At 35.6% G+C, this 15,750-nt stretch carries 13 protein-coding genes; 11 read left to right on the top strand and 2 right to left on the bottom strand.

The annotated features are described in order from the left end of the window. Positions 1–6 precede the first annotated feature (6 nt). Positions 7–2,577 (bottom strand): FtsK/SpoIIIE family DNA translocase, encoded by a 2,571-nt coding sequence (locus FW780_RS02550; RefSeq protein WP_149832062.1) that lies wholly within the window; start codon positions 2,575–2,577, stop codon positions 7–9. Positions 2,578–2,952: 375 nt separating this feature from the next. Here FW780_RS02550 and FW780_RS02555 point away from each other — a divergent pair, with 375 nt between their 5' ends. The 6 genes from FW780_RS02555 to FW780_RS02580 all read left to right on the top strand — a co-directional run bounded on the left by FW780_RS02555 (position 2,953) and on the right by FW780_RS02580 (position 10,745). Beyond that, positions 2,953–3,591 carry a cysteine hydrolase family protein gene (locus tag FW780_RS02555; protein WP_149832063.1) on the top strand — a complete coding sequence of 213 codons (639 nt, stop codon included), beginning with the start codon at positions 2,953–2,955 and terminating at the stop codon, positions 3,589–3,591. A gap of 304 nt (positions 3,592–3,895) precedes the next feature. Then, positions 3,896–4,477, top strand: coding sequence for a Crp/Fnr family transcriptional regulator (locus tag FW780_RS02560; RefSeq protein WP_149832064.1), 582 nt, complete (start codon positions 3,896–3,898; stop codon positions 4,475–4,477). Between the two features lie 87 nt (positions 4,478–4,564). After that, complete coding sequence (locus FW780_RS02565; RefSeq protein WP_149832065.1) at positions 4,565–5,737, top strand: M50 family metallopeptidase; 1,173 nt, start codon at positions 4,565–4,567, stop codon at positions 5,735–5,737. 254 nt (positions 5,738–5,991) lie between these two features. Further along, positions 5,992–9,267, top strand: a complete 3,276-nt coding sequence (ccsA, locus tag FW780_RS02570; RefSeq protein WP_149832066.1) for a cytochrome c biogenesis protein CcsA — start codon at positions 5,992–5,994, stop codon at positions 9,265–9,267. A 338-nt stretch (positions 9,268–9,605) separates the two neighbouring features. Further along, a complete protein-coding gene (locus FW780_RS02575; protein WP_047384769.1) occupies positions 9,606–10,472 on the top strand; it encodes an SPFH domain-containing protein in 867 nt (288 codons plus the stop codon). Between the two features lie 84 nt (positions 10,473–10,556). Further along, positions 10,557–10,745: an Arc family DNA binding domain-containing protein gene (locus FW780_RS02580; RefSeq protein WP_149385622.1), complete on the top strand. Its 189-nt coding sequence runs from the start codon at positions 10,557–10,559 to the stop codon at positions 10,743–10,745. A 188-nt stretch (positions 10,746–10,933) separates the two neighbouring features. On the opposite strand, the gene FW780_RS22300 is transcribed toward FW780_RS02580, so the two are convergent. Further along, positions 10,934–11,083 (bottom strand): FAM210 family protein, encoded by a 150-nt coding sequence (locus tag FW780_RS22300; protein ID WP_047375093.1) that lies wholly within the window; start codon positions 11,081–11,083, stop codon positions 10,934–10,936. A gap of 135 nt (positions 11,084–11,218) precedes the next feature. Between FW780_RS22300 and amaB the strand changes: the two genes are divergently transcribed. The 5 genes from amaB (at position 11,219) to FW780_RS02605 (ending at position 15,749) form a co-directional block, all read left to right on the top strand. After that, positions 11,219–12,769, top strand: coding sequence for an L-piperidine-6-carboxylate dehydrogenase (gene amaB, locus FW780_RS02585; RefSeq protein WP_047384777.1), 1,551 nt, complete (start codon positions 11,219–11,221; stop codon positions 12,767–12,769). 112 nt (positions 12,770–12,881) lie between these two features. Further along, on the top strand, positions 12,882–14,207 hold the full coding sequence (gene lat, locus FW780_RS02590; protein WP_149832067.1) for an L-lysine 6-transaminase: 1,326 nt from the start codon (positions 12,882–12,884) through the stop codon (positions 14,205–14,207). A gap of 61 nt (positions 14,208–14,268) precedes the next feature. Then, complete coding sequence (locus FW780_RS02595; RefSeq protein WP_047422808.1) at positions 14,269–14,499, top strand: DUF2007 domain-containing protein; 231 nt, start codon at positions 14,269–14,271, stop codon at positions 14,497–14,499. Between the two features lie 165 nt (positions 14,500–14,664). Continuing rightward, a complete protein-coding gene (locus tag FW780_RS02600; protein WP_047375086.1) occupies positions 14,665–15,177 on the top strand; it encodes a GNAT family N-acetyltransferase in 513 nt (170 codons plus the stop codon). Positions 15,178–15,293: 116 nt separating this feature from the next. Continuing rightward, positions 15,294–15,749: a transcriptional regulator gene (locus tag FW780_RS02605; RefSeq protein ID WP_115930110.1), complete on the top strand. Its 456-nt coding sequence runs from the start codon at positions 15,294–15,296 to the stop codon at positions 15,747–15,749. The last annotated feature ends 1 nt before the right edge of the window (position 15,750 follow it).

Below are 15,750 nucleotides of genomic sequence, written 5' to 3' on the forward strand. Positions count from 1 at the left end.
TTCCCCTTAACTACGCAGATCTTCCAAAAACTGTTCCAAAGAATGAAGATCGCTGATGATGACCTCTCTTGCTTTAGCTCCGTTAAAACCTCCTACAATACCGCTGGCTTCAAGCTGATCCATGATTCTTCCGGCTCTGTTGTAGCCCAGTTTCAATTGTCTCTGAAGCATTGATGTAGAACCTTGCTGGGTAGAAACGATAATCCTTGCCGCTTCCTCAAATAAAGCATCTTTTTCGTTCGGATCAAAAGCACCTACTGTACTTGTAGAATCTTCAGAAACATATTCAGGAAGTAAGAATGCAGAAGCATATCCTTTCTGTTCCCCAATAAATTCTGCAAGTCTTTCCACCTCTGGAGTATCTACAAAAGCACACTGAAGTCTTAATATCTCATTTCCGTTGAAATAAAGCATATCTCCTTTACCAATCAGCTGATCTGCTCCCGGAGAATCTAGAATGGTTCTGGAGTCTACGCTGGAGATTACTCTGAAGGCAGCCCTTGCAGGGAAGTTGGCTTTAATCATCCCCGTAATTACATTTACAGACGGTCTCTGTGTTGCTACGATAAGGTGGATACCTACGGCTCTTGCAAGCTGTGCCAGTCTGGCAATTGGTAGTTCAACCTCTTTTCCTGCGGTCATGATCAAATCTGCAAACTCATCTACTACCAATACAATGTAAGGTAAGTAACGGTGACCGTTTTCAGGGTTTAATTTTCTTTCAGCGAATTTCTTATTGTATTCTTTTAAATTTTTACAGAAAGCATTTTTAAGAAGATCATATCGCGTGTCCATTTCAATACAAAGAGAGTTCAGGGTATTGATTACTTTATTGGTATCGGTAATGATTGCTTCTTCTGCATCCGGCAGTTTTGCTAAATAATGTCTTTCAATTTTTGAGTATAATGAAAGTTCTACTTTTTTAGGATCCACCATTACGAACTTCAGTTCACTTGGGTGTTTTTTGTAAAGAAGAGAAGTAAGGATTGCATTAATCCCTACAGATTTACCCTGACCTGTTGCTCCGGCCATCAATAGGTGAGGCATCTTTGAAAGATCGGCCATGAAAATTTCATTAGAGATCGTTTTTCCGAAAACCACGGGAAGATCCATATCTGTATTCTGGAATTTCTGAGAAGCAATTACAGAACGCATAGAAACCATTGTAGGATTTTTTCTTGGTACTTCAATACCGATGGTTCCTTTTCCAGGCATTGGCGCAATAATTCTGATTCCTAAAGCGGAAAGATTCAATGCGATATCATCCTGCAGTTTTTTAATAGCAGCAACTCGGATTCCTGCTTCAGGTACAATTTCATATAATGTAACTGTAGGCCCAATTGTTGCTTTGATCTCTGCGATTCCTACGTTGAAGTTTTTCAGAAGTCCAACGATCTTATTTTTATTTTCTTCTAATTCTTCTTTATTGATGGAGATTTCTTCACTACCATAATCTTTCAGTAATTCTACAGGTGGCATTTGGAATTTAGCCAGATCCAGCTTGTGATCATACAAACCATGCTTTTCTATCAATTCCTGAGATTTTTTATCAGAATCATCCAGAATGTCAATTACAGGAGCTACTTCTACATTGAATTTAATATTCTCCTGTGCCGGTGCAGTGTTTCCTGCAGAAGATGGAGCAGAAGGTCTGATATCAAATGCTTCTTCCGGAGTAGAAACCGGAACAATCGGTTTTGTAGAAAGATTTAAGCTTACCGGCTGGGCAACCTCTCTCGGTTCTGCTTCAAACGAAGTATGGTTAGGAGTGGTAATGGTTTCTATATCGTTGGAAACCGGAACTTCCGGAAATCCTTTCGGAATACTTACAGGTTCTGGTTCTTTTATTGTATTATTAGAAGTGCTATTGGTGACATCACTTACCGTAACGCGGGATGCAGCTGGTTCTTCAATTTCCTCAGTCTCTTCTTTCAATTCTTCATCTGCCTCAAAATCATCATTAGAATCAGGAATCATAGATTTTACTTTTCCAATAGTATTTTCATTGATCTTATCCAGTTTTGCTTTGATAGAACTTGGACGAAGATTAAATTCAAGAATAAAATATAAAAGGATACTCGCCGCCAAGACAGTCCATAGACCTACTGTTCCGATAATAGAATTAAGGTAATCCATGATCTGATATCCATACACACCTCCTAAAACACCCTGTCCTTTAGTAAGTGCCCCCATAAAAATCGGAAGCCAGCAGATAAAAAACAAAGAGTGCCCGAAGGTTTTCCACGGTTTGAAAATTTTCTTCTTTAGAATCAGTGTACCGACTACAAGAAATAAAAATGCAATGATGAATGAAGCAATACCAATACTTTCAAAAATGAAAATATTCCCCAGCCAATCACCAGCCTTGCCAAAGATATTGGAAGATTTTATACTCTTGTCCAGCATTGTTCCTGCCTGGCTTTGATCTGCTTTCCAGTTCATTAAATAAGAAATGAATGAGAATGCAAGAACAGCCGATAAAAGTATAAAAGTAAGCCCGGAAAAAATACGCGGCTTAGATAAGATTTTGCCTGTTTCAGGCGATTCAGTCTGTTTTTTTTGTGTCTTTTTGTCCATAATATCAATGTCGCAAATTTAATGTTTTTTCAACACTAAAAGAATCTTTTTTCTCCAAAAAACATTTTGGAAATCCCGATTTTTACAACGATTATTTAAAATTTGATTAAAAAATATTGTTCGCAATTATAAAATAAAAATAGGGCTATTTTTTTTGTTTATGCAAATCTGATGCTGTTAAATTATATTAACGAAATCATATTTGTTTTTCTTTAAAGAAGATAATAAAATTTCTGATTTAAATATAGAGAAATGAAAAAAATAATAATATTAAAAATTATGATTGATATTATTTAAAATCAAGTGTGTTTTTTTGAACTAGTTCAAAGGTCAGGATGTAGAACCGTTATAATTTTGTCTCATAAAATTTCACTTATGAAAAACAAATTCAAAACTATTCTGACTTTAGGACTGATATTTATTTCACTGATTACAATAAACGCACAAAAACAAAAAATGGAAAACACGGCATTATTAATTATCGATGTACAAAATGATTATTTCCCCGGAGGAAAAATGACACTGGAAAGGGCTGAGCAGGCTGGAGAAAATACCAGGAAGATTTTAGAGTATTTCAGAAAAAATAATCTGACCATCATTCATATCAAGCATGTTTCTACAAATGAAGGAGCTACTTTTTTTCTTGCGGATACAGATGGAGCCAAGATCAATCAGTTGGTTTTACCTAAAGAAGATGAAAAAATAATTACCAAGCATTTTCCAAACAGCTTTAGGGAAACGGATCTCATGGATTATCTTCAGTCAAATAAAATCAAAAATCTGGTAATTACAGGAATGATGACGGACGTTTGTGTAGAGGCAACTACGAGGGCTGCTTTCGACTTCGGATTTAGCAATACCATTATTGGAGATGCTACAGCAACCAGAAACCGTGAACTGAATGGGGAAGTGGTGAAGGCCGCAGAAGTCCAAAGGTCTTTTTTAGCAGGAATTTCTGCTCTTGGAAGTCTTTATGCCCGCGTAATAAATACCAATGAATTTTTAAGTAAATAGGCTTAAAAGTTAGTATGTTTTGTATACGCAAGGGCACAAAATGATATTTAAAATTATGTTATAAGGCGCAAGGATTTTATCTCCGATAAAATTTAATAGGTTCACTTTGCTGAAAATCTCATATTGAGCGAAGCCGAAATATTCTTGTGCCTTAAAACAGCATGATTATAAAATTCTTTGCGCCTTTGCGTTTACCCAACAAAAAATTGAAGTTCCACTGCTTAGAAACAAAAATAACTTAACATAACTTAACTCCATAAAGGTGTCAATAATTTTGATACCTTTATTTTGCTTAAATAAAACAATGTCCGATTTACTTCTTAAAAATATCAGTCAATATATGCATCTTTCCCAAGAGGATTTCAATCAGTTTGTAAAACCATTTGAATACAGGAAGTTTAAAAAGAAAGAAGTAGTTCTCAAGGAAGGAGAGTACTGCTTATTTGAAGGATTTGTTCTGAATGGATGTTTTAAAATCTATTACCTGAATGAAACCGGGTTTGAACAGACCTTATATTTCGCGGTAGAAGAATGGTGGATCACAGATATCGATAGTCTGATCAATAATGTTCCTAGCATTCTGAATATTGAAGCCCTTGAAGACAGCGAAGTATTAGTGATTTCCAAAAAAGACAAAGAGCATTTGTATGAGACTTTGCCTCAGATAGAAAAGCTTTTCAGGATCATGAACCAGAAGTCTTCAGTAGCATTGCAGAGAAGAATACTTTCATTAACGGGTAAAACGGCAGATAAACGCTATCTTGAATTTCTTGAGAAGTATCCCGGATTAGAACAGAGACTGACCCAGCAGCAGGTTGCTTCATATTTGGGAATTACCCATGAATTTTTAAGTAAAATCAGGAGAAAGCTATCATTGAAAAAATAGGTATATTGCTGCCGATTTCTATGTCATATCGAAGGACTGTGGTCAATATGACAAAAAATCTTATTAATAGCCAATTGAACTTTTTAAATGGAATTTTTTGAAATACCTGGAATCTTTATTGTATTCTTTTTTATATTAATCAGACCTTTAACGGTTTTTATTCATGAAATGGGACATGCTATTACAGGATGGCTTGTAACCAGAAAGAAAGTACATGTTTTTATAGGGTCTTATGGAAGTAAAGATGACAGCTTTACCATTCATTTAAAGGATTTCTCCTTTTATATATTTAAGAATCCTCTTAAATGGGGAAGAGGATTGTGTAATACTGAAAGAAAAAGATTTTCTGTCAATAAACATATTTTATATGTATTTGGGGGGCCGGCTGCCTCTTTGTTAATAGCTGTAATGTCTTATTTTATTATTTCAAATACTGAGTTTCTGACTACGTTTTTCGTCTTCTTAATGATTTCTTCAGTAATTGATTTCTTGATGAATATTTTTCCAAGTCAAAAAACTTTTTACCTGAGTGACGGAAGAGCAATCTCAAATGATGGAAGGACGATTTTAAATCTTATTCAACAGAAAAAGCTGCCAAAAGAATACACGGAGGGGATGTATGTATTTTATGAAAAGAAATTTTCAGAAGCAGCATCGATTTTTGAAAATGTATTGCAGAAATCAGAAGAGCCCAATATTTACAGAATGGCAATAGCATCTCATATTAACAATAAAAATTATGAAAGGGCAAAAGAATTAGGTGTCAAATTCAAAGAAAAGCATGTGATGAATTCAGATGACCTGATCAATTTTGCATTGACTTTTACCCAAACAGGAGCGTTGGTTGAATCTTTGGTGTATTATGATGAAGCATTAAAAATGAATTCAAATCATAAATTTGCCCTCAACAATAAAGGTTATACTTTAATTCTGCTTGAAAAATATGAAGAGGCTATATTGTTATTAAGCAAAGCACTCTCAATCGATAAAAAGTTTTCTTATTCTTATAATAATCGTGGGCTTGCAAAAATTAATTTGGGTTTGTATGAAGAAGGGCTTACAGACATAGAATATTCATTAAAACTTGATTCTCAAAATGCTGATGCATACAAAAATTTAGGAATTTATCATATGAAAAAGACGGAGTATCAAAAGGCATTGGGTTTGTTTTTAAAAGCTAAAAAAATGGATGAATCACTTAATATGATTGATGAATTGATATTGGAATTAGACTTAAAAATGGAAAAAGTAATAAGTTGAGAGATTTAATTTGTTTAATATCAGTGTTTTCTCATTGAAAAGAGAAGGTGAAGAATAGAGAATCTCAATCACTCAGATAGGTATTATAAATCTGTATTTTTTCGATTTTAAAAATTGAATTTTCCCTAATGTTTTTCGGCTTATTAAGAATGTTTCAAAATAAGCAAAACAGAGGCCAAAGTGATAAAAAACAGCTTTTTTTAAGCTCTTTGTGGTTTATCATGCTTATTTTTGCATGTCAAGTACAATAAATCATGAAGAAGCTCCAAGATATTCTTATCTCAACCAGGACAATGGCTGTATTGTTGCTGGTGTACGCATTTGCGATGGCTTATGCAACGTTCTTAGAAAACGACTACGGAACTCCTACAGCAAAAGCATTAATTTATGAGGCCAAGTGGTTTGAACTGATCATGGTCCTGCTCATCCTTAATTTCATAGGAAATATCGGAAGATACAGGCTATGGAAAAGAGAAAAATGGCCGGTTCTTGTGTTTCACCTTGCCTTTATCTTTATTTTTATAGGTGGTGCCATCACAAGATACATCAGTTTTGAAGGAACAATGCACATCAGAGAGGGTGAAACTTCAAACGAGATTGTGACAGATAAAAATTTCTTTAAAATTCAGGTTGAAGAAAAAGGTGATGTTCTTAATTATCAGGATGTTCCTTATCTGATGTCTCCACTGCATAAAGATTTCAAAGCAACGTATGACTTCCACGGGAAAGAAGTGAAAGTATTTGCCAAGGAATATATTCAAAGAAAAAAAGATAGCCTTGTTGCTGAGCCCAACGGTGCAGAATATCTTCACTTGGTGTCTACCGGAAACACAGGAAGACAGAATATTTACATCAAACCGGGGGAGACAAAATCGATCAACGGGACATTGGTGACATTCAACAGAGCTATTGAAGGAGCAGTTGAATTCAAAAATGAAGGAGGAAAATTATTTATCAAAACTCCTGTAGATGCAAGCTTTATGACCATGGCCACTCAGGCAACAGGAAGTACTGTGAAAGATGAGTTCCAGCCTTTGGCGTTAAGAAGTTTATACACGATCAACGAACTGAAACTTGTAGTTCCTGAAGGTCTTAAAAAAGGAAGACTGATGGCTATTGAAGGGGACAGGAAGAAAGATGTGAATGTTCCGGATATGCTTCAGATTGAGCTTCAGGGACCAAAAACAAAACAAATTGTAGACCTTTCGGTGGAAAAAGGAAACCCGAATGCTTACAAACAGGTTACTATGGATGGCTTAAACATCATGGTAGGATTCGGACCTAAAGTGTACAACACTCCTTTTGCCTTGAAACTGGATGACTTTGTGATGGAAACTTATCCTGGAAGTTCATCTCCAAGTGCTTACGAAAGTCACGTGAAAATCATTGATGAAGGTAAAGAAACTCCTTATAAAATCTATATGAACCACGTTCTTAATCATAAAGGATACCGTTTCTTCCAGTCAAGTTTTGATCCGGACAGAATGGGAACTGTTCTTTCTGTAAACCATGATTATTGGGGAACTTTGATTTCTTATATCGGATACGGACTTTTATTCTTAGGAATGTTTATCATCTTCTTCTGGAAAGGAACTCACTTCTGGAAATTGAATAAAATGCTGATTGATGCAAACAAAAAGAAAACAAAAGCCGCTGCAATACTTTTAGTGTTTTTAAGCTTAGGTTTAAACGCTCAGAAAATTGAAACTCACGGAACTACGGACGGAAGCAGAGAACACATTCATGTAGAGGGCGACAATCATACCCATGCTCCGGCTCCATCTTCTCAGCCTCTTGATGGCGCTGCTCCAAAGCAGAATTCTGTGGCTACACCGATGGGGAAAATGAGATCGATCTCACCGGATGAAATCATTGCGAGAAATAAGATCAGTGAAGAGCATGCAGAAAAATTCGGATACCTTTTAGTTCAAAGCTTTGAAGGGAGAATTGTTCCTATCAATACAGAAGCATTAGATGTTTTAAGAAAACTATACAAAAAAGATAAATTCAAAGGAACAGACGGAAAGTACCTTACTGCCAACCAATGGTTCCTTTCAATCAATACAGATACTCCAAGCTGGACTATGGTTCCGATGATCAAAGTAGGAACGAAAGGAGGTGATGAGCTGAAAAATAAAACAAAGGCAGATGAAGATGGTTACACTTCACTGATGAACCTTTTCCCGGCAGATGCTAATGGTAACTTAGCCTATATTTTAGAGCATGATTATAATACGGCATTCCGTAAAAAACCAGCTGAACAAACAAACTATGATAAAGAAGTAATTGCTGTAAACGAAAGAGTACAGATCTTCAATGAGTTCTTCAGTGGTCAGTTTATGAGAATTGTTCCTGTGAAAAATGATGCTAATCACACATGGCATTCATGGTTAGATCAAAAATTTGAACCGGACATGGAATCTCAGCAGGTGATGGGTCCTTATTTTGCTGAAGCGCTTACCGCACAGAAAACCGGTGATTGGACTAAGGCGGATGCTGAGTTAGCAAAGCTTTCAGAATATCAGCAGAAATGGGGAAAAGCAGTAGTTCCTGCAAAATCTAAAGTTGATCTTGAGGTTTTCATGAACAAAGCGGATATTAACTTTAAGCTATTAATTTTTTATACTCTTATTGGAGGGCTTCTTTTAATCCTGGGATTTGTTGAGTTGTTTAAATCCAATAAAGTTTTAAATAAAATCATTAAAGTAATTATTGCAGTTGGTTTAGTAGGATACCTTTGCCATTTCTTAGGACTTGTTGCAAGATGGTATATCTCAGGACACGCTCCTTGGAGTAACGGATATGAAGCTATTATCTTCATCTCTTGGGTAGGTATTACAGCAGGTTTGTTATTATACAGAAATTCCAATGCATTAATTCCTGCAGCCGGATTTATGGTGGCTGTTATTATGATGGGATTTGCACACGGAGGTTCGGCTCTTGATCCACAGATCACACCGCTGGTTCCGGTACTGAAGTCTTATTGGTTAATTGTTCACGTAGCAATTATTACATCCAGTTACGGTTTCTTTGCCCTGTCGATGATCATTGCTGTAATCTCATTAGTATTCTATATTATATCCAATAAGGACACTTATAAAATTCACCACGATACTACATTGAAGGAATTAGTAATTGTTTCTGAAATGTCCTTAACGATCGGATTATTTGCACTAACGGTAGGAAACTTCTTAGGAGGAATCTGGGCAAACGAATCATGGGGAAGATACTGGAGTTGGGACCCGAAAGAAACATGGGCGTTCATTTCCATCATGGTATATGCATTTGTACTGCACATGAGATTAGTACCAGGATTGAGAAGCAGATGGGCTTTCCACGTAGCAACGATGTTTGCATTCTGTTCAATGGTAATGACTTATTTTGGGGTAAATTACTACTTAAGCGGACTTCACTCCTATGCAGCTGGAGATCCAGTGCCAGTACCGGCTTGGGTATACATTGGAATAGGAACAATGATTCTTTTATCAGCTGTTTCTTATTTCAAGTTTAAAACCTTAACGAAGAAATAAAATATTCAACATATTATTTAAAAATCCCGGAATTTATTCCGGGATTTTTTTGTTCGGTTTTTTAATCGCAAAGAATTCGCAATGATCTTTTATTGTATTGATTAATCGTTCGCAAAGGCGTTTCACTCAGCAAAATGGAGTAGTGTCCTTAGCTAAACGAAGTGTCTTTGCGAACAGAAATAAAGCACTGATATCAAATTGATCTTCGTGAACTTTGCGCTTAGTTAAATATCTCGAATCACGAAACCTGCATCAAAAAATTCATAATTCATAATTCATAATTGAAAATTTATCACCATCTTTATGATATCAAAATAATATCAAATTAAAATTCAATCATGGAAAAAACATTAAAACCCATGTCGGGTTATCTTACACTGGTTATCTGCCTTGCTCTGTTTGTGGCAGCAGTTTACTTTTTTGTTAGTGGAGTAGATCAAAGTATAGCTTATGTGGTTATTGCCATGCTTTGTTTTCTACTTTCGTGCTTTTTCTTAAAAGGTCTGATGATTATTCAGCCTAACCACTCAAGAGTGCTGAACTTTTTTGGGAAATATGTGGGGAGTGTAAAAGAGAACGGATTATTCTTCATCAATCCTTTGTATTCATCACAGAAAATATCTTTACGTTCAGAGAATTTACAAGGACAGACTTTGAAGGTAAATGATAAAATGGGAAATCCTATTGAAATTGCAGTGGTTATTGTATGGAAAGTAGGAGACACTTATAAAGCCGCTTTTGATGTGGAACGTTATTCTGATTTTGTGAAAATGCAGAGTGAAGCAGCAGTACGTCATTTGGCGATGAGCTTTCCTTATGATAATTTAGAAGATGATCATGCTCCAATTACACTGAGAGAAGGTGGAGATAAAATCAATTCTATTTTGGAACAGGAACTTACCGACCGTCTTTCAAAAGCAGGAATTGTAATTCAGGAGGCAAGAATTTCCCACCTGGCATATGCTTCAGAAATTGCAGGAGCAATGCTTCAGAGACAGCAGGCGACGGCTATTGTGGCAGCAAGAACCAAGATTGTGGAAGGAGCAGTAGGAATGGTAGACCTTGCACTGAAAAAACTTTCAGAAGAAAATATCGTTGAGCTTGATGATGAAAGGAAAGCGGCAATGGTAAGCAATTTAATGGTGGTTCTTTGTGGAGAAAAGGCTGCAACACCAATATTAAATGCGGGAACACTTTATAATTAAGAAGTGAAAAATTAACAAGTAGCTTGTAGTGAAGATATTTTCTACACTAGAATAGTCAGAAATAATGTTAGAGAATTTTAGAAAATGAAATCAGAAAAAGCTCAGAACTCTTCAGAAAGCAAAAGCAAAAAATCTTTTGTGATAAGGATAGATGAGTCTACTTATAAACTCCTTGAAAAGTGGGCCAATGATGACTTTAGAAGTGTGAACGGACAGATAGAATATCTGTTGCATCAGGGTTTGGTCAATGCAGGGAGGAAGAAGAAAGAGTAGTTTAAAAGGTGAATAGAGGAGAATAAATGCTCTTTTCAGGGAATAAAGTTGTCAAAAGATATTATTTCTTCTCTTTTTTAAATTACAGAAAATATAAAAAAGGATTCTTTTTTTAGCTTTTCAATAAATAAATAACAATTCAATTAACCTTATACCAAAAAGAAAGCAGAGAAAATTTCTCTGCTTTTTTATTTTATACAACTCTGAAGACTATCTGCTCCAACGTAGAATATGACGAGCCAAATCAAGCCTTTAATGGTAAAGAAAGCAAGTCCTGCCCATCCCACACGCTTGAACCACTTCTTAAGCTTTGAGTTATTTTCTTGTGAATTTTCCATTGGTGATTATCAAAATGATTACCCTGCAAAGATAAGCATGTTTATAATTAGTCCAAATAAAAAACACATTAAAAATTAAAGTTTTGAGGTTCACATAATATTTTTATCTTTAGAGAGAACGAAAAGTAAGATTTTATGTCAAAAAAAGTAAAGGATTTCGGAATCGAAAAAACGCTGAAAAATTTAGGTATTAAAGAAGAGAACAAAGGTACCTCAACAGGCGGGAAATATTTCGCTTCAGGAAAGGTGATAGAAAGCATTTCTCCTGTGGACGGAAAGTTGATCGCTAAAGTAAAAACTTCCGGAGAAAGTGATTATGACAAAGTAATTGAAACGGCTCAAAAAGCGTTTCAGGAATTCAGGCTGATCCCGGCTCCCAAAAGAGGAGAGATCGTAAGACAGCTAGGCTTAAAATTAAGAGAATATAAAGATGATCTTGGTAAACTTGTTTCTTACGAAATGGGTAAATCATTACAGGAAGGACTTGGAGAAGTTCAGGAGATGATTGATATCTGCGACTTCGCTGTAGGACTTTCAAGACAGCTTCAGGGGTACACCATGCACTCTGAAAGACCTGGTCACAGAATGTACGAGCAATACCATCCGCTGGGAGTAGTAGGAATCATTACTGCATTCAACTTCCCGGTAGCCGTTTGGTCTTGGAATACAGCATTGGCTTGGATCTGTGGAAATGTTACCATCTGGAAACCATCTGAAAAAACACCGCTTTGTGCTATTGCATGCCAGAATATCATGATGGAAGTTATAAAGGAAAACAATCTTCCTGAAGGACTTTCAAGTGTATTGGTATCTGACCACGAAATCGGGCAAAAATTAGTAGATGATAAAAGAGTTGCCCTTGTTTCTTTCACAGGATCTACAAGAGTAGGAAGAATGGTTTCTTCTAAAGTGGCAGAAAGATTCGGGAAATCTATCCTTGAATTAGGTGGAAACAACGCAATTATCATTACAAAAGAAGCTGACATTGATATGTCTATCATTGGAGCTGTTTTTGGAGCTGTAGGAACTGCAGGGCAGAGATGTACTTCAACAAGAAGACTGATTATCCACGAAAGTGTATACAATGAAGTGAAAACAAGATTAACAAAAGCTTACGGGCAGCTGAAAATCGGAAATCCATTGGATGAGAATAACCATGTAGGTCCTCTGATTGATACTGATGCTGTAAACCAATACGAAGAAGCTATCAAAAAATGTAAAAAAGAAGGTGGGAAATTCGTTGTTGAAGGCGGAGTTTTAACCGGAAAAGAATATGAATCAGGATGCTATGTGAAACCTTGTGTTGCAGAAGTGAAAAACTCTTATGAGATTGTTCAGCATGAAACATTTGCACCGATCTTGTATCTGATTAAATACAAAACTCTGGAAGAAGCTATCGCAATTCAGAATGATGTTCCACAAGGGTTATCTTCTGCAATCATGACCCAGAACTTAAGAGAAGCAGAATTATTCCTTTCTCATGCAGGTTCAGATTGTGGTATTGCCAACGTAAATATCGGAACTTCCGGTGCTGAAATTGGTGGAGCTTTCGGTGGTGAAAAAGAAACCGGAGGTGGAAGAGAGTCTGGATCAGACGCTTGGAAATACTATATGAGAAGACAAACCAATACTATAAACTACACCGCGCAACTTCCTTTAGCACAAGGAATTAAATTCGATTTATAAAAGCTTTACTTAAAGTACCCAAAAAACATAAAACTTAATAACCTGAATGATTAAATGCTTCATTCTTTGGATCATTTAATCATTCATTTATTAAATCACACAACAATTTATTATGGAACAGACATTAGATATAAAAGCAAATAAAGTAAAAGAAACTGTAGGAAAACATGTGTTGGCAGACGGTTTCGATTTTGTGATGGATATTGAAAAATCACATGGATCATGGCTTTATGATAAACTTACAGACAGAGAGTACCTGGATATGTTCTCTATGTTTGCATCAGCATCTATCGGATACAATCACCCTTATCTTTTAGAAAGATCAGAATGGTTGGGAAGAATGGCTGTAAATAAACCTACTTTGGCTGACGTTTACTCGGAAGAATATGCTCATTTCCTTGAAGTATTTGAAAGAGTAGTTATTCCTGAAGAATTACAATATGCTTTCTTTATCGAAGGTGGATCTCTGGGCGTTGAAAATGCAATGAAAGCATGCTTCGACTGGAAGACCCGCAAAAACTTTGCAAAGGGATTAGAAACAGAAGCCGGAATCTGTATTCACTTCAAACAGGCTTTCCACGGAAGAAGTGGTTATACGTTGAGCTTAACCAATACTTCTGACCCAAGAAAGTACCAATATTTTCCAATGTTCAACTGGCCGAGAATTTTAAATCCGAAATTAAAGTTCCCAATTACAGAAGAAAACCTTGAAGAAACAATCAAAAATGAAAACCTTGCTTTACTTCAGATTGAAGAGGCTATTCTGATGCACCCTGATAAAGTGGCTTGTATCATCATAGAACCTATTCAGGCAGAAGGAGGTGACAACCATTTCAGAGACGAATTCCTGTTAGGATTAAGAAGAATCTGTGATGACAACGAAATCTTACTTATTTTTGATGAAGTTCAGACAGGTATTGCTATTACAGGAAAAATGTGGGCATTCCAGCATTTTACAGCAAAACCGGACATCATTTCTTTTGGTAAAAAAGCACAGGTTTGTGGTGTTTTAGCTAATAAAGAAAAGTTTGATGAAGTTCCGAACAACGTTTTCAGAGAAAGCTCAAGAATTAATTCTACTTTCGGAGGAAACTTTATAGATATGCTTCGTTTCCAGCTGGTAATGGAAGTTATCGAAAAAGAAAACCTTGTAGAGAATGCCAGAGTAGTTGGAGATTTCTTATTAGAAAGCCTGAAAGCTCTTGCTGAAAAATATCCTGAAAAAATTTCAAATGCTAGAGGAAGAGGCTTGATGTGTGCTGTTGATCTTCCATCCGGAGAACAGAGAAATCACTTGATGAACGAGCTTTTCAAAGATGGATTAATCATTCTTCCATGTGGAGACCAATCTCTTCGTTTCAGACCTCATTTGAATGTGACAAAGGAGGAAATTCAGCTTGCTTTAGATAAAATTGAAAACAATATTAATAAAATTTAAAACACGGGATTTGTAATTGTAAAAAAAACATCGTATATTTAGATACTCAAACAATTAGAATATGGAAAGAAGTACGAGAGTGTCAGTTTATGAAAGTGATAACCCTTCAGAAATTCAGTTGGTTAAGTCTAAATTGGATGACGCGCAAATTACAAACACCGTTGAAAATAACTATCTTACGTTTACCACAACCCCAACAGCAACTTCGCTGAAGGTAATGGTAGATCTGGAAGAAGAAAAAAAAGCATTTGAAATTATTGATGCTTACCTTCAACAAAGTGAAAATCAATAAACAATTTCATAATTTTAAATTTTACTACTTCAAACCGAAAATTAATTAAGATTAATTTTCGGTTTTTTAATTAATTACGAACCATTAAAAGATTATTGATGCAATTATTATTAATTATTTTAATTCTTTAATCAATCTTTTAATTTTTAATTCAAACTTTACAACATGAACCCGGAGATCAAATTAAGACAATCGCAAATTGAAGACAGAAACAGGATTTGGGAAATTATTCAGCAATCTATTGAAAGAAGAAGACAGGACGGAAGTACACAATGGCAGAACGGATATCCTAACCTTGGGACGGTAGAAAGTGATATTGCTAAAGGTTTTGGGCATGTTTTGACAGTAGACGGAGAAATTGCAGTATATGGAGCCCTGATTCTGAATGATGAGCCTGCTTACAGTACCATTGAAGGAGCATGGCTGAGTGATGGTGAATTCGTAGTAGTTCACAGAGTGGCTGTAGATGAAAAATTTGCGGGACAGGGAATGGTAAAGAAATTTTTTGATCACATTGAAGAATTTACAAAATCCCATGACATTCAGAGTATTAAAGTAGATACCAACCATGATAATATAGCCATGCTGAAGATCCTTGAAGGCAGAGGTTATTCTTATTGTGGAGAGGTTCTTTTGAGAGATGGAATGAGGAAGGCTTTTGAGAAGATTATAATTTAAGCAAAAAGTTAAATCATCTTTCATTGAATTTTTAAAACGCCCTGTATTTATAAACTCTATCAGGTTTGTTCGTTTGGTTCTGAACTAATTTCTACTTTTGTTCAAATTTTTATATTATGCACCAAAGTATAGAAATTGATGAAAAAATTTTTCAAGATGCCGTAAAATTCTATGGCACCGTGTTTAGCTTACCCCCTTTAGCATCAAAAATTTATTCCTACCTTCTTTTTGACTATGAGAAAGTAGGAATTACTTTTGACGAATTTGTTGAAGTACTCTCCGCGAGCAAAAGCTCCGTTTCTACCAGTATTTCACTCCTGTTAAATGCTCAGCTCATTGTAGATCATAACAAAATGGATGAGCGGAGGCGGTATTTTTTCATCAATGATGAATACAAAAAAATAAGATTCGAGAAAATTGTCCAGAAAATGCAGGACGAATTGAAACTATTAGATGATTTAAACAATTTTAAAAAAAGTAAAGACGATGGATACAATGAAAGAATAGAAGTTTACAAAGCACTCTTAAACAAAAACATAGAAAATATTCAGGAATCTCTTAATAAACTATAAA

The organism is Chryseobacterium sediminis (assembly GCF_008386505.1).
Classification (GTDB): Bacteria; Bacteroidota; Bacteroidia; order Flavobacteriales; family Weeksellaceae; genus Chryseobacterium; species Chryseobacterium sediminis.

What these genes read in the sequence shown, in the direction of transcription:
- FW780_RS02550 (WP_149832062.1), bottom strand. Translation starts at nt 2,577, where the DNA reads ATGGACAAAAAGACACAAAAAAAACAGACTGAATCGCCTGAAACAGGC.
- FW780_RS02555 (WP_149832063.1), top strand. Translation starts at nt 2,953, where the DNA reads ATGAAAAACAAATTCAAAACTATTCTGACTTTAGGACTGATATTTATT.
- FW780_RS02560 (WP_149832064.1), top strand. Translation starts at nt 3,896, where the DNA reads ATGTCCGATTTACTTCTTAAAAATATCAGTCAATATATGCATCTTTCC.
- FW780_RS02565 (WP_149832065.1), top strand. Translation starts at nt 4,565, where the DNA reads ATGGAATTTTTTGAAATACCTGGAATCTTTATTGTATTCTTTTTTATA.
- ccsA (WP_149832066.1), top strand. Translation starts at nt 5,992, where the DNA reads ATGAAGAAGCTCCAAGATATTCTTATCTCAACCAGGACAATGGCTGTA.
- FW780_RS02575 (WP_047384769.1), top strand. Translation starts at nt 9,606, where the DNA reads ATGGAAAAAACATTAAAACCCATGTCGGGTTATCTTACACTGGTTATC.
- FW780_RS02580 (WP_149385622.1), top strand. Translation starts at nt 10,557, where the DNA reads ATGAAATCAGAAAAAGCTCAGAACTCTTCAGAAAGCAAAAGCAAAAAA.
- FW780_RS22300 (WP_047375093.1), bottom strand. Translation starts at nt 11,083, where the DNA reads ATGGAAAATTCACAAGAAAATAACTCAAAGCTTAAGAAGTGGTTCAAG.
- amaB (WP_047384777.1), top strand. Translation starts at nt 11,219, where the DNA reads ATGTCAAAAAAAGTAAAGGATTTCGGAATCGAAAAAACGCTGAAAAAT.
- lat (WP_149832067.1), top strand. Translation starts at nt 12,882, where the DNA reads ATGGAACAGACATTAGATATAAAAGCAAATAAAGTAAAAGAAACTGTA.
- FW780_RS02595 (WP_047422808.1), top strand. Translation starts at nt 14,269, where the DNA reads ATGGAAAGAAGTACGAGAGTGTCAGTTTATGAAAGTGATAACCCTTCA.
- FW780_RS02600 (WP_047375086.1), top strand. Translation starts at nt 14,665, where the DNA reads ATGAACCCGGAGATCAAATTAAGACAATCGCAAATTGAAGACAGAAAC.
- FW780_RS02605 (WP_115930110.1), top strand. Translation starts at nt 15,294, where the DNA reads ATGCACCAAAGTATAGAAATTGATGAAAAAATTTTTCAAGATGCCGTA.